Origin of the sequence: Pseudomonas sp. B22(2017) (assembly GCF_002113105.1) — a bacterium.
In the GTDB taxonomy this organism is placed as follows: domain Bacteria; phylum Pseudomonadota; class Gammaproteobacteria; order Pseudomonadales; family Pseudomonadaceae; genus Aquipseudomonas; species Aquipseudomonas asiatica.
Genome location: NZ_NEJN01000008.1, coordinates 191,925 through 214,962 on the forward strand (window position 1 = coordinate 191,925; position 23,038 = coordinate 214,962).

The 23,038-nt window shown below is 54.1% G+C and carries 20 protein-coding genes, 1 tRNA gene and 1 pseudogene; 11 read left to right on the forward strand and 11 right to left on the reverse strand.

Annotated elements, in window-relative coordinates; all coding sequences use genetic code 11:
• Positions 1 to 91: 91 nt before the first annotated feature.
• Positions 92 to 397 carry a hypothetical protein gene (locus CAG18_RS17745; RefSeq protein WP_015269791.1) on the reverse strand — a complete coding sequence of 102 codons (306 nt, stop codon included), beginning with the start codon at positions 395 to 397 and terminating at the stop codon, positions 92 to 94.
• 338 nt (positions 398 to 735) lie between these two features.
• Between CAG18_RS17745 and thrS the strand changes: the two genes are divergently transcribed.
• The 9 genes from thrS to CAG18_RS17795 all read left to right on the forward strand — a co-directional run bounded on the left by thrS (position 736) and on the right by CAG18_RS17795 (position 8,221).
• A complete protein-coding gene (thrS, locus tag CAG18_RS17755; protein WP_013972004.1) occupies positions 736 to 2,658 on the forward strand; it encodes a threonine--tRNA ligase in 1,923 nt (640 codons plus the stop codon).
• On the forward strand, positions 2,658 to 3,209 hold the full coding sequence (gene infC / locus CAG18_RS17760) for a translation initiation factor IF-3 (protein ID WP_013972005.1): 552 nt from the start codon (positions 2,658 to 2,660) through the stop codon (positions 3,207 to 3,209). Before thrS ends, infC begins: the two co-directional genes overlap by 1 nt.
• A 61-nt stretch (positions 3,210 to 3,270) precedes the next feature.
• Positions 3,271 to 3,465, forward strand: coding sequence for a 50S ribosomal protein L35 (gene rpmI / locus CAG18_RS17765; protein ID WP_003250667.1), 195 nt, complete (start codon positions 3,271 to 3,273; stop codon positions 3,463 to 3,465).
• 27 nt (positions 3,466 to 3,492) lie between these two features.
• Positions 3,493 to 3,849: a 50S ribosomal protein L20 gene (gene rplT / locus CAG18_RS17770; RefSeq protein ID WP_003250671.1), complete on the forward strand. Its 357-nt coding sequence runs from the start codon at positions 3,493 to 3,495 to the stop codon at positions 3,847 to 3,849.
• Between the two features lie 109 nt (positions 3,850 to 3,958).
• Positions 3,959 to 4,975: a phenylalanine--tRNA ligase subunit alpha gene (pheS, locus tag CAG18_RS17775; RefSeq protein WP_013972006.1), complete on the forward strand. Its 1,017-nt coding sequence runs from the start codon at positions 3,959 to 3,961 to the stop codon at positions 4,973 to 4,975.
• A gap of 31 nt (positions 4,976 to 5,006) precedes the next feature.
• Complete coding sequence (gene pheT / locus CAG18_RS17780; RefSeq protein WP_085721281.1) at positions 5,007 to 7,388, forward strand: phenylalanine--tRNA ligase subunit beta; 2,382 nt, start codon at positions 5,007 to 5,009, stop codon at positions 7,386 to 7,388.
• Positions 7,389 to 7,392: 4 nt separating this feature from the next.
• Positions 7,393 to 7,695, forward strand: a complete 303-nt coding sequence (ihfA, locus tag CAG18_RS17785) for an integration host factor subunit alpha (protein ID WP_003250679.1) — start codon at positions 7,393 to 7,395, stop codon at positions 7,693 to 7,695.
• Positions 7,676 to 8,032: a MerR family transcriptional regulator gene (locus tag CAG18_RS17790; RefSeq protein WP_003250681.1), complete on the forward strand. Its 357-nt coding sequence runs from the start codon at positions 7,676 to 7,678 to the stop codon at positions 8,030 to 8,032. Before ihfA ends, CAG18_RS17790 begins: the two co-directional genes overlap by 20 nt.
• 112 nt (positions 8,033 to 8,144) lie before the next feature.
• Positions 8,145 to 8,221 (forward strand) — tRNA-Pro (locus CAG18_RS17795).
• A 579-nt stretch (positions 8,222 to 8,800) separates the two neighbouring features.
• Here CAG18_RS17795 and CAG18_RS17800 read toward each other — a convergent pair.
• Both CAG18_RS17800 and CAG18_RS17805 read right to left on the reverse strand, forming a co-directional pair.
• Positions 8,801 to 10,669, reverse strand: a complete 1,869-nt coding sequence (locus CAG18_RS17800; RefSeq protein ID WP_085721282.1) for a DUF2075 domain-containing protein — start codon at positions 10,667 to 10,669, stop codon at positions 8,801 to 8,803.
• Between the two features lie 24 nt (positions 10,670 to 10,693).
• Positions 10,694 to 11,077, reverse strand: coding sequence for a nucleotide pyrophosphohydrolase (locus tag CAG18_RS17805; RefSeq protein ID WP_085721283.1), 384 nt, complete (start codon positions 11,075 to 11,077; stop codon positions 10,694 to 10,696).
• A 408-nt stretch (positions 11,078 to 11,485) separates the two neighbouring features.
• Here CAG18_RS17805 and CAG18_RS17810 point away from each other — a divergent pair, with 408 nt between their 5' ends.
• Entirely contained in the window at positions 11,486 to 12,349 is an 864-nt protein-coding gene (locus tag CAG18_RS17810; protein ID WP_143492667.1) for a hypothetical protein, read from the forward strand.
• Positions 12,350 to 12,557: 208 nt separating this feature from the next.
• Here the strand turns inward: CAG18_RS17810 and CAG18_RS17815 are convergent, their stop codons facing one another.
• The 8 genes and pseudogenes from CAG18_RS17815 to CAG18_RS17850 form a co-directional block, all read right to left on the reverse strand.
• On the reverse strand, positions 12,558 to 13,181 hold the full coding sequence (locus tag CAG18_RS17815) for a hypothetical protein (protein ID WP_085721285.1): 624 nt from the start codon (positions 13,179 to 13,181) through the stop codon (positions 12,558 to 12,560).
• Positions 13,168 to 14,403: a hypothetical protein gene (locus CAG18_RS26680; protein ID WP_143492668.1), complete on the reverse strand. Its 1,236-nt coding sequence runs from the start codon at positions 14,401 to 14,403 to the stop codon at positions 13,168 to 13,170. Before CAG18_RS26680 ends, CAG18_RS17815 begins: the two co-directional genes overlap by 14 nt.
• A 462-nt stretch (positions 14,404 to 14,865) precedes the next feature.
• Positions 14,866 to 16,203: a hypothetical protein gene (locus CAG18_RS17820; RefSeq protein WP_085721286.1), complete on the reverse strand. Its 1,338-nt coding sequence runs from the start codon at positions 16,201 to 16,203 to the stop codon at positions 14,866 to 14,868.
• A 276-nt stretch (positions 16,204 to 16,479) separates the two neighbouring features.
• On the reverse strand, positions 16,480 to 17,241 hold the full coding sequence (locus tag CAG18_RS26685) for a hypothetical protein (RefSeq protein ID WP_143492669.1): 762 nt from the start codon (positions 17,239 to 17,241) through the stop codon (positions 16,480 to 16,482).
• A gap of 301 nt (positions 17,242 to 17,542) precedes the next feature.
• Entirely contained in the window at positions 17,543 to 18,118 is a 576-nt protein-coding gene (locus CAG18_RS17830) for a hypothetical protein (RefSeq protein ID WP_218191473.1), read from the reverse strand.
• A gap of 240 nt (positions 18,119 to 18,358) precedes the next feature.
• Positions 18,359 to 18,634, reverse strand: coding sequence for a hypothetical protein (locus CAG18_RS17835; RefSeq protein ID WP_085721288.1), 276 nt, complete (start codon positions 18,632 to 18,634; stop codon positions 18,359 to 18,361).
• Positions 18,631 to 19,611 carry an integrase domain-containing protein gene (locus tag CAG18_RS17840; RefSeq protein WP_085721289.1) on the reverse strand — a complete coding sequence of 327 codons (981 nt, stop codon included), beginning with the start codon at positions 19,609 to 19,611 and terminating at the stop codon, positions 18,631 to 18,633. Before CAG18_RS17840 ends, CAG18_RS17835 begins: the two co-directional genes overlap by 4 nt.
• A gap of 945 nt (positions 19,612 to 20,556) precedes the next feature.
• Positions 20,557 to 21,812, reverse strand: a pseudogene (locus CAG18_RS17850) (integrase domain-containing protein).
• Between the two features lie 416 nt (positions 21,813 to 22,228).
• Here CAG18_RS17850 and CAG18_RS17855 point away from each other — a divergent pair.
• On the forward strand, positions 22,229 to 23,032 hold the full coding sequence (locus CAG18_RS17855; protein ID WP_085721290.1) for an HNH endonuclease: 804 nt from the start codon (positions 22,229 to 22,231) through the stop codon (positions 23,030 to 23,032).
• The last annotated feature ends 6 nt before the right edge of the window (positions 23,033 to 23,038 follow it).

Below are 23,038 nucleotides of genomic sequence, written 5' to 3' on the forward strand. Positions count from 1 at the left end.
CATAGTCTAATTCTGCGCATCTAGCGCCTTTTACCTTCGCAGGATGTTGATCCAGCTCAAAGAATGGCTGGTCTGCTCTGGCTTTAAGGTTTCAGCTCTTCGGTGCACAGGCCTGTTTCACGACCATCTGGGCCTTCTGCATCAGCTTGGCGTCCACGCCATCGTTGCTGTCGAGGTCGGCAATTTCCGCGTCGGTGAAATTCTTTTTGATGGTTTGCGCGCCACAGTCGCAGTGTTTTTTCGCGGCCGCAGCGTCAACGCCTTGGCCTTGAGCCACTTGCGTGCACTGGGTCATGTAGGCGGCTTCCTTCCCGGCCGGGAAGTTGCCGGCGTTCGCAGCCATGGGCAGCAGCAGGGCCCCAGCGGCCGCCAGGGCCAGAAGAGACGGAACTCGCATAACCAGTTACTCCTTGGGTTAAGGTCTCATCAAGAGTAGGTTGCTTCCCAAGGTCTGATAGGAATTTTTCCGCGTTAGTTCACCGCTGCGGCGTAATTTCCAAATATTTCTGCCTGGCGTGCAACCCGCGTGCTAGCATGCCCGGCTTGCAGCTGACAACTTGCAGCTTGCAGCTATCTTTTTTCTTTCCAGTCACTCTGGTTCGTCCCTGGCAAGCCGAAAGGCTTCTGCCACTGTGAGGCAGGCTTCCCGTTGCGGGAAGGCAGGTCGGATCTTGTACTGGCTCATCCCAACCCACGTGACCTTTGGTAGGGGTCACCACTAGGAGAGGAGGCGCCATGCCCGTTATTACTCTTCCCGATGGCAGTCAACGTTCGTTCGATCATGCCGTATCCGTAGCCGAAGTCGCCGCTTCCATCGGCGCCGGCCTGGCCAAGGCCACTGTGGCCGGCAAGGTCGACGGCAAACTGGTCGATGCCTGCGACCTGATCAGCAACGACGCCACCCTGCAGATCATCACCCCTAAAGATGAAGAGGGACTGGAGATCATCCGTCACTCGTGCGCCCACCTGGTCGGCCACGCGGTGAAACAGCTGTACCCGACCGCCAAGATGGTGATCGGCCCGGTCATCGACGAAGGCTTCTACTACGACATCGCCTACGAGCGCCCCTTCACCCCTGAAGACATGGCCGCCATCGAAAAGCGCATGATGGAGCTGATCGACAAGGACTACGACGTCATCAAGAAGGTGACCCCGCGCGCCGAAGTCATCGACGTGTTCAAGGCCCGTGGCGAAGACTACAAGCTGCGCCTGGTCGAAGACATGCCGGACGAGCAGGCCATGGGCCTGTACTACCACGAAGAATACGTCGACATGTGCCGCGGCCCGCACGTGCCGAACACCCGCTTCCTCAAGGCATTCAAGCTGACCAAGCTGTCCGGCGCCTACTGGCGCGGTGATGCCAAGAACGAACAGCTGCAACGCGTGTACGGCACCGCCTGGGCCGACAAGAAGCAGCTGGCTGCGTACATCCAGCGCATCGAAGAAGCCGAAAAGCGCGACCACCGCAAGATCGGCAAGCAGCTCGACCTGTTCCACCTGCAGGAAGAAGCCCCGGGCATGGTGTTCTGGCACGCTAACGGCTGGACTGTGTACCAGGTACTCGAGCAGTACATGCGCCAGGTCCAGCGCGTCAACGGCTACCAGGAAATCAAGACCCCGCAGGTTGTCGACCGCATTCTCTGGGAACGTTCCGGCCACTGGTCCAACTACGCCGAGAACATGTTCACCACCTCGTCGGAAAGCCGTGACTACGCGGTCAAGCCGATGAACTGCCCGTGCCACGTGCAGGTGTTCAACCAAGGCCTGAAGAGCTACCGCGACCTGCCGCTGCGCCTGGCCGAGTTCGGTGCCTGCCACCGTAACGAGCCGTCCGGCGCCCTGCACGGCATCATGCGCGTGCGTGGCTTCGTGCAGGACGACGCGCACATCTTCTGCACCGAAGAACAGGTGAAGAAAGAAGCCGCCGACTTCATCAAACTGACCCTGGACGTGTACAAGGACTTCGGCTTCACCGACATCGCCATGAAGCTGTCGACCCGCCCGGCCAAGCGCGTGGGTTCCGAAGAGCTGTGGGACCGTGCCGAAGGCGCACTGGCCGACGCCTTGAACGAATCGGGCCTGGAGTGGGAATACCAGCCGGGCGAGGGCGCCTTCTACGGCCCGAAGATCGAGTTCACCCTGCGCGACTGCCTCGGCCGTAACTGGCAGTGCGGTACCCTGCAGTACGACCCGAACCTGCCGGAACGCCTGGATGCCAGCTATATCGCCGAAGATAACAGCCGAGTTCGCCCGGTCATGCTGCACCGCGCCATCCTCGGTTCGTTCGAGCGCTTCATCGGCATGCTGATCGAGCACTACGCTGGCGTGTTCCCGGCCTGGCTGGCCCCAACCCAGGCCGTGATCATGAACATTACCGACAAGCAGGCCGATTTCGCCCTCGAGGTGGAAAATACCCTGAACGGTAGCGGTTTCCGTGCCAAGTCGGACTTGAGAAATGAGAAGATCGGCTTTAAAATCCGCGAGCATACTTTGCTCAAGGTCCCGTACCTTTTGGTTATAGGGGATCGCGAAGTCGAAACGCAGACCGTCGCCGTACGCACCCGTGAAGGCAAAGACCTCGGCTCCATGCCGGTGGCTGAATTCACGCAGCTGCTCAACAGCGCTGTTGCCCAGCGCGGTCGCCTAGAATCGGAGTAATGACTATTAAGCGTGAAATGAGAAACGATAAACGAACTGCACCGAAAGCCCCGATCAACGAGAATATCTCGGCACGCGAGGTTCGGTTAATTGGCGCTGACGGCGAGCAGATTGGCATCGTCTCGATTGATGAAGCGCTTCGTATCGCTGATGAAGCGAAGCTGGATCTGGTGGAAATCTCCGCCGACGCGCAACCGCCCGTCTGCAAGGTGATGGACTACGGCAAGCACCTCTTCGAGAAGAAGAAGCAGGCCAACGAAGCCAAGAAAAACCAGAAGCAGATCCAGATCAAAGAAATCAAGTTTCGTCCAGGGACGGAAGAAGGGGATTACCAGGTAAAACTACGCAACCTGGTACGTTTCCTTACCGATGGGGACAAGGCCAAGATCTCTCTGAGATTCCGCGGCCGTGAGATGGCCCACCAGGAGCTGGGCATGGAGCTGTTGAAGCGGGTCGAAGCCGACCTCGCCGAATACGGCTCCGTTGAGCAGCATCCGAAGATGGAAGGACGCCAGCTTATGATGGTCATCGCCCCCAAAAAGAAGAAGTAATCTCCCGGGCACGGCAGGCCTGATGATTATTGTGTAATTTTATCGAATGCGGAGTTCCAACATGCCAAAAATGAAAACCAAGAGCGGTGCTGCGAAGCGCTTCCTGAAGACCGCTTCCGGCTTCAAGCACAAGCACGCTTTCAAGAGCCACATCCTGACCAAAATGTCGACCAAGCGTAAGCGTCAACTGCGCGGTGCCAGCCTGCTGCACCCGTCTGACGTGGCAAAAGTCGAGCGCATGCTGCGCGTACGTTAATTCTGGTTTAGATAGAGGAAGTTACTCATGGCTCGTGTTAAGCGTGGCGTCATCGCTCGTAAGCGTCACAAGAAAATTCTGAAACTGGCTAAAGGCTACTACGGTGCACGCTCGCGCGTATTCCGCGTTGCCAAGCAGGCTGTCATCAAGGCAGGTCAATATGCCTACCGTGACCGTCGTCAGAAGAAGCGTCAGTTCCGCGCACTGTGGATCGCTCGTATCAACGCCGGTGCCCGCACCAACGGTCTGTCCTACAGCCGTCTGATTGCTGGCCTGAAAAAGGCTTCGATCGAAATCGACCGTAAGGTTCTGGCCGATCTGGCAGTGAACGAAAAAGCGGCGTTTGCTGCGATTGTCGAGAAAGCTAAAGCCGTTCTGGCTTAAGTACCCGCGACAATCACCCGGCGGCGCTAGCGCCGTCGGGCATTGAACGTCATCGATAGGGGAAGAGCCTTCAAAGCTCTTCCCCTATTTTCGTATCTGGAGTCTGTACATGGAAAACCTGGATGCGTTGGTCTCCCAAGCCCTAGAGGCCGTGGAGCGCGCTGAAGACATCAATACCCTGGAACAGATCCGGGTGAATTATCTCGGCAAGAAAGGCGAGCTGACCCAGGTGATGAAGACCCTGGGCAACCTGCCAGCCGAAGAGCGGCCGAAAGTCGGCGCGCTGATCAACGACGCCAAAGAGCGCGTCACCGTTGTGCTCAATGCCCGCAAGGCCGCCTTCGAAGAAGCCGAGCTCAGCGCTCGCCTGGCTGCCGAATGCATTGACGTCACCCTGCCAGGCCGCGGCCAGGCCACCGGTGGCCTGCACCCGATCACCCGTACACTCGAGCGCATCGAGCAGTTCTTCACCCACATCGGCTACGGCATTGCCGAAGGCCCAGAGGTGGAAGACGACTACCACAACTTCGAAGCGCTCAACATCCCCGGCCACCACCCGGCCCGGGCGATGCACGACACCTTCTACTTCAATGCCAACATGCTGCTGCGCACCCACACCTCGCCGGTGCAGGTGCGGACCATGGAGTCCACCCAGCCGCCAATCCGCATTGTCTGCCCGGGCCGCGTGTACCGCTGCGACTCGGATATCACCCACTCGCCGATGTTCCACCAAGTCGAAGGCCTGCTGATCGATCGCGATATCAACTTCGCCGACCTCAAGGGCACCATCGAAGAATTCCTGCGCGTGTTCTTCGAAAAAGAACTGGCGGTACGTTTCCGTCCATCGTTCTTCCCCTTCACCGAGCCGTCCGCCGAAGTCGACATCCAGTGCGTGATGTGTTCCGGCAAAGGCTGCCGCGTGTGCAAGCAGACCGGCTGGCTGGAAGTGATGGGCTGCGGCATGGTGCACCCGAACGTGCTGCGCATGTCCGGCATCGACCCTGAAGAGTTCCAGGGCTTCGCCTTCGGCATGGGCGCCGAGCGCCTGGCCATGCTGCGCTACGGCGTCAACGATTTGCGTCTGTTCTTCGATAACGACCTGCGGTTCCTTGCCCAATTCCGCTAGGCCCAATCGACGCACATTCTAGGAGAACAGCATGAAATTCAGTGAACAGTGGCTGCGCGGTTGGGTAAACCCGCAAGTCTCCCGTGACGAACTGGTCGCCCGCCTGTCCATGGCCGGCCTCGAAGTAGACAGCGTTACCCCCGCTGCCGGCCAGTTCAGCGGCATCGTCGTGGGCGAAATCCTCGCCACCGAACAACACCCGGACGCCGACAAGCTGCGCGTGTGCCAGGTAAGCAACGGCCAGGAAACCTTCCAGGTCGTGTGCGGCGCCCCTAACGCCCGCCCAGGCATCAAGATCCCGTTCGCCATGATCGGCGCCGAACTGCCAGGCGACTTCAAGATCAAGAAGGCCAAGCTGCGCGGCGTCGAGTCCTTCGGCATGCTGTGCTCGGCTGCCGAGCTGCAGATCAGCGAAGAGAACGACGGCCTGCTGGAACTGGCTGCCGACGCCCCGGTTGGCGAAGACATTCGCCAGTACCTGAGCCTGGACGACGCCAGCATCGAAATCGGCCTCACCCCCAACCGCGGCGACTGCCTGTCCATCGCAGGTCTTGCCCGTGACGTCAGCGCCCTGTACGACACCCCGGTCACCCGCCCGGTAGTGCCAGCCGTACCGGCTGCCCACGACGAAGTGCGCCCGGTCGAAGTCAGCGCCCCGGCTGCCTGCCCACGCTACCTGGGCCGCGTCATCCGCAACGTCGACCTGAGCAAGCCGACCCCGCTGTGGATGGTCGAACGCCTGCGCCGCAGCGACGTGCGCAGCATCGACGCCGCCGTCGACATCACCAACTACGTGATGCTCGAACTCGGCCAGCCGATGCACGCCTTCGACCTGGCAGAAATCAACGGCGGCATCCGCGTACGCATGGCCGAAGAGGGCGAGAAGCTCGTCCTGCTCGACGGCCAGGAAGTTGCCCTGCGCGCCGACACCCTGGTAATCGCCGACCACACCCGCGCCCTGGCCATCGCCGGCGTCATGGGTGGCGAGCACAGCGGTGTGAACACCGAAAAAACCCGCGACCTGTTCCTGGAAAGCGCCTTCTTCGAGCCGATCTCCGTCGCCGGTAAAGCCCGTTCCTACGGCCTGCACACCGACGCCTCGCACCGCTACGAGCGCGGCGTAGACTCGCAGCTGGCCCGCGAAGCCATGGAGCGCGCCACCCAGCTGCTGCTGGACATCGTCGGCGGCGAAGCCGGCCCGGTTGTCGAAGCCGTCAGCGAACAACACCTGCCGCAAGTGGCCCCGGTTACCCTGCGCGCCGAACGCATCACCCAGATGCTCGGCATGGAAATGGACCCAGCCCAGGTCGAGCAGTTGCTCAACGCCCTGGAACTGACCACCACCAAGATTGAAGAAGGGCAGTGGACCGTCAACGTCCCAAGCCACCGCTTCGACATCAGCCTGGAAGTGGACCTGATCGAAGAGCTGGCCCGCCTGTACGGCTACAACAACCTGCCGGTTCGCTACCCGCAAGCCCGCCTGGCCCCCCAGGGCAAGCCGGAAACCCGCGGTGACCTGCCGACCCTGCGCCGCCTGCTGGTTGCCCGCGGCTACCAGGAAGCCATCACCTACAGCTTCATCGACCCGAAACTGTTCGAACTGTTCAGCCCGGGCGTAGAGCCGCTGCTGCTGGCCAACCCCATCTCCAGCGACATGGCCGCCATGCGCGCGTCCCTGTGGCCGGGCCTGGTCAAGGCACTGCAGCACAACCTGAACCGCCAGCAAGACCGCGTGCGCCTGTTCGAAAGCGGCCTGCGCTTCGTCGGCCAGCTCGGCGACCTGAAGCAGCAGCCGATGATCGCCGGCGTTGTCACCGGCAGCCGCCTGCCAGAAGGCTGGGCCAACGGCCGCGACGGCGTCGACTTCTTCGACGTCAAGGCCGATGTGGAAGCCCTGCTGGGCTACTCCGGCGCCCTGAGCGACTTCACCTTCAGCGCCGGCAAGCACCCAGCCCTGCACCCAGGCCAGACCGCCGCCATCGAGCGTGACGGCAAACTGGTCGGCTACCTCGGCGCCATCCACCCAGAGCTGGCCAAAGCCCTGGACCTGGACCGCCCGGTGTTCCTGTTCGAGTTGGTGCTGGGCGACGTGGTCGAAGGCCGCCTGCCGAAATTCAGCGAGCTGTCCAAGTTCCCGGAAACCCGCCGCGACCTGGCTTTGATCGCAGGACGTGATGTAGCTTCTAGCTCGGTGCTTGAAGTAATTCGTGACAATGCAGGCGAATGGCTCACAGACCTCAGGCTGTTTGATGTCTACCAAGGTAAAGGCATTGATCCTGATAGAAAAAGCCTTGCCGTCGGCTTGACCTGGCAGCATCCATCGCGCACTCTTAACGACGATGAGGTGAACGCCGCACTGCAAAACATCCTCACCTCGCTCGAACAAAGGTTGAACACCACGTTAAGGAAATAACGGCATGGGTGCTCTGACGAAAGCTGAGATGGCCGAAAGGCTGTACGAGGAGCTGGGGCTTAACAAGCGTGAGGCCAAGGAGCTGGTCGAGCTGTTTTTTGAAGAAATTCGGCACGCACTTGAAGAGAACGAGCAGGTCAAGCTGTCCGGTTTCGGCAACTTCGACCTTCGCGACAAACGCCAGCGGCCGGGCCGCAACCCCAAGACAGGGGAAGAAATCCCGATCACTGCACGGCGCGTCGTCACCTTTCGTCCAGGGCAGAAGTTGAAGGCCCGGGTTGAGGCCTATGCTGGAACCAAGCCATAACGACGAACTGCCCCCCATACCGGGCAAAAGGTACTTCACCATTGGTGAGGTGAGTGAGCTTTGTGCGGTAAAACCGCACGTGCTGCGGTATTGGGAGCAGGAGTTCGATCAGCTCAATCCCGTGAAGCGGCGGGGGAACCGGCGGTATTATCAGCGGCAGGATGTGCTGATGATTCGCCAGATTCGCGCGCTGCTTTATGACCAGGGGTTCACCATTGGCGGGGCTCGGTTGAGGCTTTCCAGTGATGAGGCCAAGGATGAGTCTAGCCAGTACAAGCAGCTGATTCGGCAGATGATTGTCGAGTTGGAGGATGTGTTGGTGGTGTTGAAGAAGTGACCTGGGTTTTTGATGAGTGAAATTTTTTGAGAAAAAGCTTTCATTTATCAGGAGGTTAGGGTACATTCTTCAACGTTCTCGGTAGCATTGAGAACATGCTTCAAAGCCCAGTCGGGGCGTAGCGCAGCCCGGTAGCGCACTTGCATGGGGTGCAAGGGGTCGAGTGTTCGAATCACTCCGTCCCGACCATTATTTAAACGACTAAGCCACCTTCGGGTGGCTTTGTTGTTTCTGGAGTTCTTGGTTTTTTAGAGGCTTCGCTTGTTTCATTAATCAATCTTGTGATTCGGTTAGGCAAGATAGCTGCGCGCATCGTTTCGCGAACCTCTTAACTGAGCAGGCGTATCGTAAAGGGGTAGGCTAACCTGGTTCGATTCGCTGTCCAGCTACGGATGTTCCCTGCGCTAAGTGATGAGGGCCGGTGTGGGCGAATAGATTTGCGGGCTGAACTTCTTGTGTTGGACCGTAAGCAGCTTTTCACTGGTCGTGCTACGGAGTGCGCGACCCATGCATCGAGAGCGCCGGGGTAATTTGAAACCAGTCGGTATCTATCTGTTTTTTTCTAGTTAATAATTTATTGGTCAACTTGCTTGGAATACCAGCTGGAACGCAGCGTGGTCTGGACTCCGATGGATGGTGCTTTTGTGAACCCCCCCCAAACGCGAATCGGGTCCAAATCTATCAAGCAAATGGTCGTGCTGTTGATTGTCGCCCCTGCGCGTACGATGTCCCCACTCGCACGTACAGGAGCTCCTGACGACGATACCGTCAATGATTACCGTGCTGGCTAAGCCGACTCTCGAAGTACTGCGCAGTCTCTTTGTCGGTGCAGTACAGGTAGCAACCCTTCATCCCGCGTGTCATCAGGGTTCGATACGTATTTTTGATGATCAGGTCTGTTTCACTTTTCGCGAGTGTAGGTTGCTCTTTCATCATTTTTTTCCAGCCGCGAATCGATTTATCGTGCTTGTCGCGCTCATCTGGGGATGTCACGACCTTACCGTCACGTACGACTAGGTCTGGCCCGATGATCACCCCGACGTAGTCGACTTCCAAACCTTGGCAGGTATGAATGCAGCCAACCTGCTCAATGGAGTTCTCAGCGATGATCCATAGGCTGCCATCCTGATCCAGGTTCCATTGGCGTTTGTAGTCACCAATCACGATATCAGCAGCGGTGGGGTCTTTCTTGCTCAACCAAGGCCAGCAATAGCCCGCGACCACACGAGCTTTGTTCCCGTGGTTTTTCTCGTTGATTGCGTCATGCATCGCCTGAGGTGAGTCGAACACCTTAAACTCGTACTCTTGGGTCTCAAGCGTCGGATTTGCCGTCGAGCGAATGCCTAGCGTGTCATCCAGCCATGCCAGGTAACCGTCAGAACCACTGCAGCGAAACTGCGAAGACAGCACGTGTTCTTCAACCACCGCACCCTTGGCTTTCGCAAAGGCGCGAATCGCCTGCTTGCTGCCGATATCGCTCAAGGTTACACGCTGGTCCTCATCAATGAAGAAAATGGAGCATTTCGCTGAGTCAATCAGCTCCTTGATCTGGTTCTCCCCAAGGTTTCCATAAAGCCCGCTTTTCTCATTCAGCCGGTGAGCCTCGTCTACGATAAGCGCATCGAATGTGTTGGGCTCAGTGTCGATGAATGCCCCAGAGCCTGAAAAGAAATTCGAGAAATGGCTACGCTTGATAGTGCCAACCAGTTTGCTTTCGTAGACCTTGCGAGGGGCAGCATTCTTGGAGACGTATTTGCTCATCAGCTTCAATTCGGTGAGCTTCACCAGCAGATTGATAGCCAGAACAGTTTTTCCGGTGCCCGGTCCACCTTCGATGATCATCACCTTGGATGCTTGGTCCGAGGCCTCGCTTGCCGCCGCCAGCGCCGACTCAAAAATTGCTTTCTGATCGTCAATCAATACGAACTCGGGCTTGCCTTTCATCAACCCCCCAAGGGCTTCGGCTAGCGCCTTGGAGGGGCGAATTTTTCCTTCGGACAGCTCGTAAAGAACCTCTTTGTTGTCGCCATGACTTATATGCTTTTTCAGAAAGGCTCTGAGTTTACTGAGCTCTTCCGGGCCTTTCAGAAACAGCGGAGCCTTGCTGATGTGGGGCTCATAGTGGGCTGAATCTATGACCCCGTCGCTGACGTAGTTATGGAGGTAGGCACACGGACGGATTTCGATGCTTTTGTCATACACCGCCTCGTTGAAGCCTTCCAGCAGCGCTGCATAGGACCATACCTGATAGGACGGGTGAATGGTTTCAATGAGGCCGCCACCCAACGCCGTTTTGACGATGGCGTCTTTGGTCGTGGCGTTGGCCTTGCTCCATTGCTTCAGCTCGATCAGTACGGCCTTTTTTGCCTGTTTTTCGTCGCGACCGGTGAGTAGAAAGTCGATTCGCTTCGACGACTGCGGAATGTGCAATTCAATGGCCAGGCCCGCATCGCTCGGCAGGCCCTCATCTCTAAGGACCTTGGCCATGTACGTTAGGGACCCTTGCCACGACCTGATTTCCGAGGTGCCAACGTTCTTGCCGGTTGCTTCCTTGTAATGCCTGAGGATCACCTCCTCAATGTCATCGTTATCGTTGTCTTTGAGAAATTGCTGTTTGGTCGCAGCGTAAACGATCACGGGTTGTCCTTAGGTGCGTGTTGGTCAGAGTCGGTCGTACTTTTTGCTGTTGCTTCTGGCTTTATCTACGGGGTACTTCTGGCCATTCGAGGCGAGTTTCTGTGTCACGGCCTCGTTGAGGTCAATGCCGAGTACGCTGCTCAGGCGAACCAGGTACATCAGTACGTCCGCCAGTTCGTCCTTCACGGCTTGGCCGATTTCGGGATCTGTTGCGGCGGAGATCGAGTCGGCATCGCTCATCCATTGAAAAATCTCGCACAGCTCGCCTACCTCGCCAGTGAGAGCCAGGATGAGATTTTTGGGGGAGTGGAACTGCTGCCAGTCGCGATCATCTGCGAACTGTTGGAGGGATGCGGCAAGCCTCACTACGTCAACCAGTGGCGCGGACGAGCTGTCTGAGTCACTCACGGGGCTATCTCTTGGGCTTCGGTGGGGAAATGTGTAGGAAATCAGATCGTGGATTGTAAGGGGTTTTGCTCCCTTCGCAGTTTTTTTGTGCTTTGTCTTGCCTGTGGCTGCCAGCCGGATTGCTGTCCACATTGAGCGTAGAGGCCATTCGTGCATGCAAGATAGATAGGCAAGCTAATCAAGCCGATCGGCAGAAAACGACCCAAATCTATGGTTGGTAGAGGGCTTCTTTCGACCCAATGCTGCACTTCACCACAGGCAGCAAACGACTAAACACGTACCGCGCCGCAGTTACGTAACAACCTTTCGTTGAGGATTGGATTTCTCTAAGGAATCTGGGGGTATTCCGTATTTCCGTTTGTGCAGTATAAAATGTTGAAAAATCGCCGCATCGCCTAGAAGCATAAAATGACAAACCAAAGCACAACGCGACACCAAATACCCAGTCCAAATACCGACACCGTTCAGACGACCGCTCCCTCCAAAAGCTTTCTAGCAGATCTCATGGCGCTTCTTGAGAGACATCCTGCTGTAAGCAAAGCTCTTATGATTGCTTTCTCTGCCATAGGTGGATTCTTACTGTCCTTGTCAGCATCCTATAAATTTATTGAGCAGCAAGTGCAGTCACAAGCAGAAGTAAAATTGGCTCCATACGAAAAACTTTTTTCTGTTCAGTCGCTTCTATTAAGCGGTGAGTATGATTTGGCCGCGCAAGAACTTCACGAACTGACTGCGGAGAAAGTGATAGAAAAATTCCCTAAAAAAATGCAAGTCACAATATATGACAATCTATTGTTCGCCATAGTTAATGCCAATAGCTACACGGACTATGAGCCTGATATATATAAGATACAAGCCAAGTTTCACGAGAGTGCTCCAAGCACTGGCTGGCGATCCCAGCAGCTAGGTTGGTATTTTATGCGACTTGGCGTCTATGATAAAGCTATAGAGTACTTCAACAAGTCAAAAGCGGCGTTCGACTCGCAAAGCGACTACCTCTCAAGCGTCGACCCGCTTCGAGGGCTCCTCACAATCGCTATAGTGCAGGGCAAAATGAATGATGCGAAAGACGCATCAGAAAGAATAATGGCTATAAATAGTATGGCCTACAGAAGTTACGATGATTTGATTGCAGATGTAAAGCAAATACCCAGTAACAAAGATTTTCTAAATGTACGTTCTAGAGAAAGAGAAAACTTTGACGTTAATTTAAGAAATTATATAAAGCTACTGGATGGCCAGAGCAGTGAACTGAAGAAGGTCAGCAAGTAGGGGGCCAATCCGTACCGAATCCTAGAGGCGATCTAGCGAAAGATGTGCGTATCGCATCATCAAAGTGAATCGCCTCGGTTTTGGGGGCTAGATTTAGTGTCTGCTTTTGGCCGTTAGCTGCCTGCCTCGAATGGCAGCTCTCGACCTATAGCAGCCCTTCGCAGTGGGGTCCTACTGGTTAAAACAGCGCCTGGCTTACAAACGTTCTCTAGTGAAGCTCCGATGCGATCGAGTTTTTTTGGGGCTCCAAATAGGTAACCTGGCCTAGCTCTGTTAGTAATTTTGAGTTTATGTTCAAATCGCCATCTTTGATATTGTAGTACCAAATAGAGTCTTTATCCTTCCTGAAGGCGCAAGCCTTAGTTGTGCTTTCCTTGTCCTTTAAGATTACCCAGTGGCATCTCTCAATAAAAGTCTCTGAAAGCTTGATTCCGACTTCTTGTGATTTTTGGTAGGACGAAAAACACAGGTATATTATATAAAGGAGCAACAGGAAGCCAAGCGGGGTGTATTGCAGTGCGCTTTTTATTTGACCAAAATAGCTGGGTATATTCGCTATCGCGGAGCCAGGGCTAGTTAATTTGGCTACAGACCAGGCTACTGCCAGCAAGATAGCAATGATGAAAAATAACAAGAAGAATAACTTTAAGTGGCCGTAAAATATTTCAAAGGTGATAAGCCCTCCATCATATAGTATCTTGTCGATAGATGGTTGGCTGAATTCTGGATTAATGCCGAACTCTCGCATGAAAGCACTGTTTTGGCTTGTGCCAGCGGCATAGACACATCCTGTTATTAATAGTGCGCTGCTGATTGGCTCAACGATTTTCATGAGATTTCCCTATCTCCAGCACGTTGATACCAAACTCGAATGCTTCGAGCTTTTCAGTATCTACCTTAGTGAGGCTTAGGTTGAGACTCTTTTTTACCTCAATGATTGAGTGATCTTGACTTTCAATGTTTTCAGCTTGAGAGCTGGCGGCCTTGGCAATAGATTTTAGTTTCTGAGATATGGCGGGGGTTTTATACTTGTCAGAGAATATATCGTTTGTGTCTTTTTTTATAGCCAGTGTCGGTGCGGCTTCGTTATTTGTCAGGCTGGCTATCTCCTCGGCGCCTACTTGTCCGGTAAGTAGTAGGCAAGCCAAGACGGAAGCAAAAATTTGATTTGTAAGGGATTCGCCAATTAGCGGTATTCTACACCACATATCACCTGGCGACATAAACTCAGCTTGACAGGTGACTATGTCGCTCGTCCCCAAAAGTACTGCGCTTTCGGCAAGCTGCGCCAACCGATTTATATCGAAATGCTCTTCGCTAAGAAGGATCTCGGTTAGGCTTTTGATTAGTGCGACATTTTGGAAGAGCTTGCCTACAGCAAGTGCATTTACACGGTGACTTGTTTTGATTTTGTTTGAAAAGAATAGTGACTCGCCATCCGTGAAAAACGGATAAATTAAGTGAAATATTTTCTCTTTGTGGTTATTTAAGGAAGTAACTGTTTGCTGGCCGCTTGTAGCTTTTCTAACTGCGCCAGGTAGCTCAGATCGAGAAATTGACGGTCCCCAAATTACTCGCTTTCTCAATTTATACTCTAATGAGGATCGTTCAAAGCCAAGTGTGCCATCTTTTTTGGTGGTTGGTATGCGAATAGGGGTGTGGTCGATATAAGGAATAGTATCACTGCAGATTCCGAAACTATAGCCGTCATCCTTTTCGTTTCGCGTAACTATAAGGTCTCCACACTTGATTTCATTTGAAAACCGTCTAATCTGACTTAAAATATTGAATCCAGCTCTATTAAGCTTGCGACTCTCTTTTCCGTCTGTGCTGTCGCGAAATTCGCTATATTTTTCATTTGCTAATAGTTGTACCTTAAGAAACTCTTCGGTAGGTAGCGCGCTGGGAATATTTCCACTATACGCCCTCTCCAAATGCTCGATTGCTATCACACCCCCGGCTCGAAAGTGTTTAGCATATTTTCCTTTTTCTGCGCGTATGAACCATACGTTTTGTTCTTTCGTAAGGAGAGCGATTTTCAAATTTTGAAGCATTTTAAATCCTTTTAATTTAAATGTATTTACAGCTGGCGATAATGTAGGGGGGCACGATTCAATAGCCGTATGAGCAGCATGATGACATGATGGCTCGATGATGGCTATACAGCGGTGGTTGGGCCTCATCCGAATATGGCATACGAACCTGACACTCGATCTCGCATTACGAGCGCTAGCAGCAAGCACACCTTGATTCTCGTAGACACAAGATTGAGTTCCTGGGCCGGAGGCACCCGCTACTCGGACGCCCACAGCCGATTCGTCCATCATGAGATGGCCTTAACCCATACCCGTCGTTTAGGAAAAGCAAAAAAGGCCATGAACTGACTTTGACGAAGGGCTCCTGTTGGCCGTTAGCTGCTCGCTATGAGTGGCAGCTATCGACCCATAGTTGCCCTGCGCAGATCAGAGCTAACAGCCAATGATTGTCACTTGCAGCATGGTCCAGAGCTCCTCTTGCTATCCCCGCTTGAAGAGGTTGGATGTACACATTGCAACGTAACTTACCCATCGGCCTGAACCGACCAGTAGGCGTTTCAGTAAATGCACGCCCTGGCTTATGCGGAGTCGAGCCGCGCGAAAGACGCGACGCCTGTCAGCTACGGGTCGCGCATCAATCAGGCATAGCTTGGTGGTGGCCAAGGCCACTTTTGCACCAACCGCAGCGGCGACAGCGAGGAAATATAGCCAGCGATGATTCTTGGCTTGATCATGCTGGCCAACCAGCGCCGACAACTGCTTCAAATAGGGCTTAGCAGCGGCGAGCCGAGGAATAATGCATTCGCTGGCCAACGCTACAGTGTGGCTGCCTATACCGTCGCTCACAAGACCTTGGGGGCCATCAGGTTTGACAGAACAAAAATAGTGAGGGACATACTCGCAGGTACTCGAGATCGGCGATGACTGTGAAATGTCTCGGGATAGGTTCTTTACTGGGCATAGTTTTTGATTGTATTCGGCAATCTCTTTTCGAATCGAAATGACATCGTCATCGCTTAACGTCCAACGACTCGCTGAGTAAAATCCTTTAGAGTCATCTGGCGCGAATGTTATGAAGTAGTTAGCTTCACCTTCTTTGATTTTTGTGAAAGTCCACTGCGAATAGCGGCTCCACTGGCACGACTTCAAATCACTTAGTCCATTGGCCTTGCAGTAGTCGTCGTAGCGCCTAATTTGGCTTAGCAAATAGCCGCTTGCTTCCTGGATGCCTGCCGTCGTCCCTTTCAGCATAGCATTGTCCTCACTTGCGCCGTTGTCTGATACGAAGAACACTGCGGCGACCAATGCCATCGGGAACCAGAAATGATCGTAGACCTGACGGAACCGATCGGTAAGGTTGAGGTTGTCATACGCGAGAACCATGATGCCCCACCCAATGATGGCGCACAGCATCAATAGGGGAATCAGCCCAATCTCACTTCCTAGGTTTCCCACACCATGGATAGTGTAACGAGTAGGAAGGTAATTAATCGTCGGAAATAGGCCCGCGCAGTTCAACACACCTGGCAAGAGTAATAGCGTCAAAAATGTGAGTAGGCCCTGCTTCTTGCCTACCGTATAGGCTGCCGCTGCAAGCATTGGAATCACCAACAGCGACAGCATTACCAAATAGCCTAGCGTAATCACCATCGCTTGATCGGGCGACCAATAGCCGGCAATGATTTTCCCAGCGGCGTCACGCTCGGTGAAGCTTGATGACACAACGTCCAGGCCTTCCAAAACTTGGTGCAGATTGTAGGCTGCGCCATGGAGAAACTTTGCATACGGGTGGAAGAAGCTAGCGATGGAGATTGACATAAATGTTGGTCCTTGGATTGTACCCCTTTCATTTCTTTTGCTAGGCGTAAATAAGGGCAGCCCTTGATAAGAAGTACTCAAACGTTTGGGCTATACGAACCTTTACGAAGGCCTGCAATCGACCAGAAGTATCCGTTCGTGCATTAGCCTTCAGTTTCGTGCGGCCCTAACGCAAACTTTTAGTGTCTGAAAGCGACAACGGTAGGCGTCCTTGTAGTCAGCCAGGTTGGTGAGCCATATCATGAATCCTGGTTCAACGAATTAGTCCGTCTGGTACTAACCTACCTCGCAGGTACTCTCATCTGCATACTTGTTTGGATCTTGAAGCAATTCTTCGATTAGTGGCTGAGTCGCGGCAAGTTGGACCTTCAGCGGAGGCGTCTTAGATAGCAACAACTGCATTGATGCCACCATAGACATTTTCATGGCCTCGCTCCCTTCTTTACCAAACGCTCCGCTAAAACTCATTTGGTACGCACTCCGATCAATTATTGAGTTAAGTGCTTCCATTTGCATGATTAGCGACATTAATTCGGCGCGTAGTTGATGGTGTGTGATTTCGCCAGAGCTAACCAGATCAGACGCTACGAATACTTGAAATTTAATGCCGGGAACCGTCGTGCCGGACTGATAAAGATACTTCTCTTCCTGCATTAGGTTGCAGATCTGAATGTTTGATGTGATTTCGGCTGAAAGTGCGGTAATTCTAGATACAAGTAGTGCTCTAGCTAATCGATCTTTTTCGGCTGCAGCCTCATTAGACTGAGTGAAAGTTACGTAAAGCTGAGCGAATACAGTGAGCGCTGCAACGCTTGCGACCAGAGAGAAAACAGAAGATGCGCTTTCAATTGCGGGGCGCCACGCTGGCTTACCGAGCCACGTTATCAAAACTGCGATACACATTACGCCGATTAGAACAATAAGTGCTTTTAGCATGGGGGAGTACTTTCGAAATTTAGGCAAAAATAGCCTAGAGGCTGATTGCCGGGCAAGAATTTTTTCGTCTTGCATGAGCAAAAAACGATCATTGCCATCCACTGTGATGGCGACTCCGCGCGGATGAGGGCGAGGAGTCTAAGGCGGTAGCAGCATGTCCATCGTCAACGTTGACCGACTAATATTGCTTTCGTGAGGCATGCCATATTTCCACGGGACTGGTTCTGATCGATTTCTGTACATCACCAACGGCGTCTAAGGATCGGGAGCTGCCGGTCGCCGCTAAATGCTATAAGCCAATAGCGGTCATCGAGAGAGAGAAAAATACGGTAGTGGTAAATGAAATCTTCGCCCGCTACTTGTGGATGGGGTCCACGTATTAATTGTTGGAGCCTGCTCTGCGCTACTTTTGTGCTTTGCGCCAGTGCTCAAGAAGCTCAGTATTACCAGATGCCACCTCAATAAGCATTTGCAGTGACAAGATCGGGCCGGGAACTATGCTTGCTTCATCAATATGCTGTTCGTCAAAATCTGGGTTGGTGGCAATTTCAAAGTTAACAACCCACCATATTTCTATTTTTCGCAGCAGCTCTAACAACTCTTCGAAATGAGCTTCATGATTAGACTCGACCTGACCTGTGACCACCTCGAACAGTTGATGTGCTAACAAGTTTCTAGTTTTTTTGAGTTTTTCGTACTGCTCAAGATCTTTGCTGTCTAGTGCTCCACTTTCTTGCAACCAATCAAGAGATGCATAAAGCGCGCTCTTGTTACGAGACAAAACTCTATTTTGGTACTCCACGCTAATGATCGGGCCGGTTTCGTCCCGCCCATTTGTATAGAAATTGCGAAGACGGTCAATCGTCGAGTTTTTAAGTATCTCAAAAGCTGTGATGAACATCGTCGCTAGAAAAAGAGAGGGTTTGACCAAATCTGGGTCAAGAAAGCGTTCCCATCGTTCAGGAGTAGTTTCCATCATGTTCTTAACTCTTGGTTAATTGTCTGGCTTTAGCCCGTCCTAGCGAGCGAATCGAACGATTTTAACTACTTGTTACACCAGCCAAAGTGACGTCATTGCTAGACGTTACCAATCGGCCTAGGAGCTGTCTAGCTGACGTGTAGGGAAGTGTGGAAAGGGCCAGCTCTTGACTGCCCACGCCCGCTCACCAGAAGATCTATGCTGACGCCAACGGCAGGTATGGGTCAATACAAGCCGGTCTCATTCATAGAAATTCCATGTTTTTAGTAAACGACGAGCGATCAGTCGCACGGTGAGCAAATAGTAATACCGTGTAGAACCGCTGCGTTGACTCAGCCTATGCTCAAGAAACCAATCTAAGTGTTTTTTCTTCCAAGCCCAAGGCGTCTGTTGCTGCCAGCGCTCTGCTATTTCAGCCTGAATGATTTTCGCCTGGCGTATATGGCGCTGCCGCGTTGCGTACGATCCCGCCATCACCGCAGCCAAGAACAGTTCCATATCGAATGGCTTACTCACATGCTTCCTCCAATGTAGGCCGCGACCACATCGATTCGACCGTGCCCCAGCTCATAGCTGATTTGCCTTCTGGCCTTACGATCAAGGTTTTTTACTAACTGGTAGCATTGCCCGCCGTTGATAGGTGCGTGGTGCTGGGTGATTTGCTCATAGCGCTCACATGCGTACGCTGCTCGTAGCTCATGGAAGCCTTTGAGGTTGTGGTCATGCAGGATGTCCCGCGCAGGGCGGATGATTTCCTGCATTAAAGTCAGGTAGCTTTCATCTGGTGCAATCAGGTTGCGGCTACCCGCAGGTGACACCTGCCGTGCAAACCCAAGTGCAGCTCGAACATGTTCGTTCACCGCAATCCAGCGTGGCGCCAAGGCTCCGGCGCGCCCGCCTTTGGTGCCGTCCTGAATGTTGATCCGGCCTAAGTCTTGAGCCTCACGGCTCAGCCGTGGCAGGTCAGCCAAGATGGCCTCACGCAAGCGCATGCCGGTGGCTCGCGCCAACAGAACAATCGCTGCGGCCCGTTGCTGATGATCGCGACAAAGCGCATCGACGATCTGCTTAACCTGTTCGCGGTCTTGGCCTTGCGGAGCCGATTGGCGAACTCCGGTGCGCTGCATTCCCAACGCCTTGCTCGGACTGGGCAATTTCACACTCTGATCACCGCGCAGCGCCGCCATTGTCCTGTTAACGCTGGATAGGCGGTTTTGTGCGGTGCTGACAGCAAGGTCACCGCGCCTTACCACGTCGCGCAGGTACGCCGCATAGTCCGCCAATACCTTCCGATCAATCTGCCGCGCATCATTGATACCGGGCCCTTGTTCGGAGCGGCACCATCTGACGAATGCCTGCCACCGATCACAGTGTGCCTTCACCGTGCCGTAGTGGCCGCCGCCGAACATGTCTTTCAACGCCTGCGGCCCTGCGTAGCTCAGTTGCCTGCCGTAGCCGAAATTACGGCCATCGCGTCTACCCACCAATGCCATGTCGAATCACCTCATCGCCTGGTCTCCGATCCTCGCCCCACGTCATCCCGCCAAGAATGTTGAGTGTTATCAGGGATCAAGGCCCATGCGACCTGTGGGGAATGTCCTCTGCGCGGGACTGGCGGCTCCTTACGACCGGGAGCAAGGGCATCTCATGATCTGGCCTCCTGAGCACTGTTACCGGTGGGCGGGTGGAGGCAGCACTGGCTGACGAGACCTGCGCCTGAAGATCCTGAGCCATGTGCAAGCAGCAATGCGATGACCGGGGCATGCCTGACTGTCAGTCAGGTGCAGTTCATTCCTTGGTCTGCGGCACCATCATCTACAGCGCTGTTGCTGGTGACATCGGCGTTTGTCACGCCGATTGTCACGAGGGGAATTGCCGCAAAGCCATGTGCGATCAGGGCTGCAGCAGTGGTAGAAGTGCCCGTCTCTTTCCAGAGAAAGAGACGGGCACAGGTTGGCGCAGGATTCGGCCAAGCGGATAGGTTGCTGCAGGGCAGCGAGGTACGGTGTATCTGGCGCACGAGCGCTATATGTGTAAGAGCATCCACCACATGGGTAGTGACCGGGCGAGCTACCGGATGCGAATCGCCCTTGGGGAGAACCACCGCAGAGCGGCGTGACCTTTAAGGCTCGGGTCACCTGGGGTGCTGTCATCGACAGCCTTTGCACGGCCAGTTCTACGCCTGTGGATAAACCCGGTCAAGGGCCGAAATTCAGCGCCCTTGAGGGCGTGAAAAGTGGTTATCCATCGGTGGAATTCCATGGTAAATCCCGGACAACGTTGTGGCTTTTAGCTCTTCAAAGTGAGGTCCATCCAAACAGGGCGGCTTTGCAGCCCTGTTTGGATGGACCCGTGCTGACAAGCGGATAAACGAGGCTGCTTTCCCTGAATCTTGAACGCTCAGTTGTTGTCGCTGCCGTTATTGCGCCTGCATAGCGCTAGCGGATCGGCACCACGTTCTTGTCTCTGATTTGGCCGTATGCAGAGACGAGCAGGCTGCCGGTGGCGGCTTTCTGGATGTACTCACTCCACCAGGCCATCATCGGGCGCCTTCGCTCAATGTAGTCGGCTCGGTTGTAGGCGCTGCGCACCTCATCCTTGTCGACATGCGCCAGTGCGACCTCAATGAGTTCGGGGTCCCACCCATGTTCATTCAAGATGGTGCTGGCCATCGAGCGCATGCCGTGGCTAACCAACCGATCCTGAAAACCCATGCGTTTCAACGCCATGTTGGCGGTCTGGCTATTGGCGTGAGTGCGTGGATTTCTATCGGCCGGGAAGACGTACTCGCGATGACCGCTGTGAGTCTTCAGTGACTCCAGCAGTGCGACAGCGTGATCACTCAACGGGATGCTATGTGGGCGGCGCTTCTTCATCCGCTCCGCAGGGATAGTCCAAACGCGCCTTTCAAAGTCGATGTCTGCCCAGCGAGTAGTCGCTGCCTCGGCGGGGCGAGTCATCGTGTGCAACTGCCATTCGATCAGGCAGCGAGTGGTGCGTTTGATGCTGGCGTTCGCGATCTCCAGCATGAGCTCGGGGAGTTCTTCGGGCGGAAGCGCAGCCATGTTTTGTTTCTTGGGCTTCTTGAATACTGCCCGAATGCCGGTGAGCGGGTTGGCGAAGATCAGGCCGGAGTTTACGCCGTAGGTCATGATCTCGTTTAGCCGCTGGCTAAGACGCTTGACCGTCTCCAGGCTGCCTTTCGCTTCGATTGGGCGAAGCAGTGCGATCACCATCGGCGCAGTGATTTTCGCGAGTGGTGTCGTCTTCAAATCGGGGAATACGTGCAGTGTTAGAGACCGCCAGATGTCCTCGGCGTAGGCCGGGGTGACCGAGTCCTTCTTAAGCTCGAACCACGCGGTGGCCACGTTCTCGAAGGTGTGTTCGGTTTCCGCGCGTTTGGCTTCATTCAGCGTATTGCGCTGCACCTTCGGATCGATGCCTTGAGCGAGCAGCTCGCGGGCATCGACTGCCATCTTTCGTGCATTCGCCAGTGACAGGTCGGGGTAGGTCCCGAACCCGATGTTGATGCGCTTTTTGGTCACCGGTTCGCGGTAGTTGAAATTCCACAGCAACGAGCCGTTGCTGCCTACCCGGAGCTGCAAACCGTCACCGTCCGTAAGGACATAATCCTTGGACGCCGGTTTGACTCCCTTAGCTGTCGATCGGAGAGGCGGAGGTATTGAGCAGGCATGAGATCGTCCTCAAGCACTGATTCGGTATTCCAAAGATTAGCACCGGGTGAGCTGGAATACCGTCTGGAATACCCGAACGGCTGGAACTCAAAAACTCTCAAAAGACCGCAAAAACGTTGGAGGTCGCGTATTTGCTGGGTTTCAGGCACAAAAAAAGACGTCCGTGGACGTCTTTGATTGATCATTTGGTGGAGCCGGGGGGAACTGAACCCGCGTCCGCCATACGCTAACGTATCGCTAGTTCATAAGCTACAAGCTCGTGAAGGTTGGAATGCTGTAGGTACGACATACCACCTCGGCTCTTGTAGGACATGGCCAGTTCTACAACCGCTGGAAATGGGGCTCACTTCTCATTATGTCGTAGGAAATTTCCTCTTTTTTGATAGGCTTTTGCCATCAGTCGAGAGGAAAGTATATGCCCGTCGTCATCGTTGAAAACGACACATCGCAGTGGGAAGACGAGACAGGCGCTGTCTATCACTTCCCCAAGCGCTACCAAGCCTGGCTCGCGCAGGGAACCGAGGTGATCTACTACAAAGGGCGCATCAAGGACAAAGCCTTTGCTCCCCTCCGCCTCAGCACCGATCCGCATTATTTTGGTAAGGCACGCATAGGTCAGGTCTATGCAGACCGGAGGAGTGACAAGGGTGATCTGTTTGCTCTGATCGAAAACTTCACGCCGTTTGAAGACTCTGTCCCCGCGAAAATTGACGGCGAGTACCTGGAGACTATCCCCGCCAGCCGTATGAGTAACTACTGGCGTGATGGCGTTCGGCCAATTTCTCAATCCGATTACGATGCCATCTTAAGCCATGCGACGCTCCTGCCTTCGGGTGCTGAGGCGGCTGTACCGGATACGGAAGACGACCCACTTACTTTTGAATCGGCCAGTGAAGGCAGCAAAACAAGCTACTTTGGAACCCGTTACGAGCGCCGGAAAGATCTCAGGGTAAAGGCCATCGCCATCCACGGGCTTGACTGCAAGGCATGCGGGTTTGATTTCGAACAGGCATACGGCGAACACGCGAAGGGCTTCATTCACGTTCATCACGTAGTACCGATTTCGGACTTTGGTGGGGAGAAGGCCGTGAACCCTGAGACAGACCTCGTGACGTTGTGCGCCAACTGTCACGCGGTTGTCCATCGCAAGAGAGATAAGACTCTAAGTGTTGACGAGTTGAAAGTAATGTTGCGCGGGCGATGGGTAATCGAGTCCTAGTAGATT

Bases quoted from the DNA above. Each gene is read 5' to 3' on its own strand.
- CAG18_RS17855 (WP_085721290.1), top strand. From the start codon at position 22,229: ATGCCCGTCGTCATCGTTGAAAACGACACATCGCAGTGGGAAGACGAG.
- CAG18_RS17790 (WP_003250681.1), top strand. From the start codon at position 7,676: ATGCTGGAACCAAGCCATAACGACGAACTGCCCCCCATACCGGGCAAA.
- CAG18_RS17840 (WP_085721289.1), bottom strand. From the start codon at position 19,611: ATGGCATTGGTGGGTAGACGCGATGGCCGTAATTTCGGCTACGGCAGG.
- pheT (WP_085721281.1), top strand. From the start codon at position 5,007: ATGAAATTCAGTGAACAGTGGCTGCGCGGTTGGGTAAACCCGCAAGTC.
- CAG18_RS26680 (WP_143492668.1), bottom strand. From the start codon at position 14,403: ATGCTTCAAAATTTGAAAATCGCTCTCCTTACGAAAGAACAAAACGTA.
- CAG18_RS17815 (WP_085721285.1), bottom strand. From the start codon at position 13,181: ATGAAAATCGTTGAGCCAATCAGCAGCGCACTATTAATAACAGGATGT.
- infC (WP_013972005.1), top strand. From the start codon at position 2,658: ATGACTATTAAGCGTGAAATGAGAAACGATAAACGAACTGCACCGAAA.
- CAG18_RS17820 (WP_085721286.1), bottom strand. From the start codon at position 16,203: ATGTCAATCTCCATCGCTAGCTTCTTCCACCCGTATGCAAAGTTTCTC.
- CAG18_RS17830 (WP_218191473.1), bottom strand. From the start codon at position 18,118: ATGATGGAAACTACTCCTGAACGATGGGAACGCTTTCTTGACCCAGAT.
- thrS (WP_013972004.1), top strand. From the start codon at position 736: ATGCCCGTTATTACTCTTCCCGATGGCAGTCAACGTTCGTTCGATCAT.
- CAG18_RS17810 (WP_143492667.1), top strand. From the start codon at position 11,486: ATGACAAACCAAAGCACAACGCGACACCAAATACCCAGTCCAAATACC.
- rplT (WP_003250671.1), top strand. From the start codon at position 3,493: ATGGCTCGTGTTAAGCGTGGCGTCATCGCTCGTAAGCGTCACAAGAAA.
- CAG18_RS17745 (WP_015269791.1), bottom strand. From the start codon at position 397: ATGCGAGTTCCGTCTCTTCTGGCCCTGGCGGCCGCTGGGGCCCTGCTG.
- pheS (WP_013972006.1), top strand. From the start codon at position 3,959: ATGGAAAACCTGGATGCGTTGGTCTCCCAAGCCCTAGAGGCCGTGGAG.
- ihfA (WP_003250679.1), top strand. From the start codon at position 7,393: ATGGGTGCTCTGACGAAAGCTGAGATGGCCGAAAGGCTGTACGAGGAG.
- rpmI (WP_003250667.1), top strand. From the start codon at position 3,271: ATGCCAAAAATGAAAACCAAGAGCGGTGCTGCGAAGCGCTTCCTGAAG.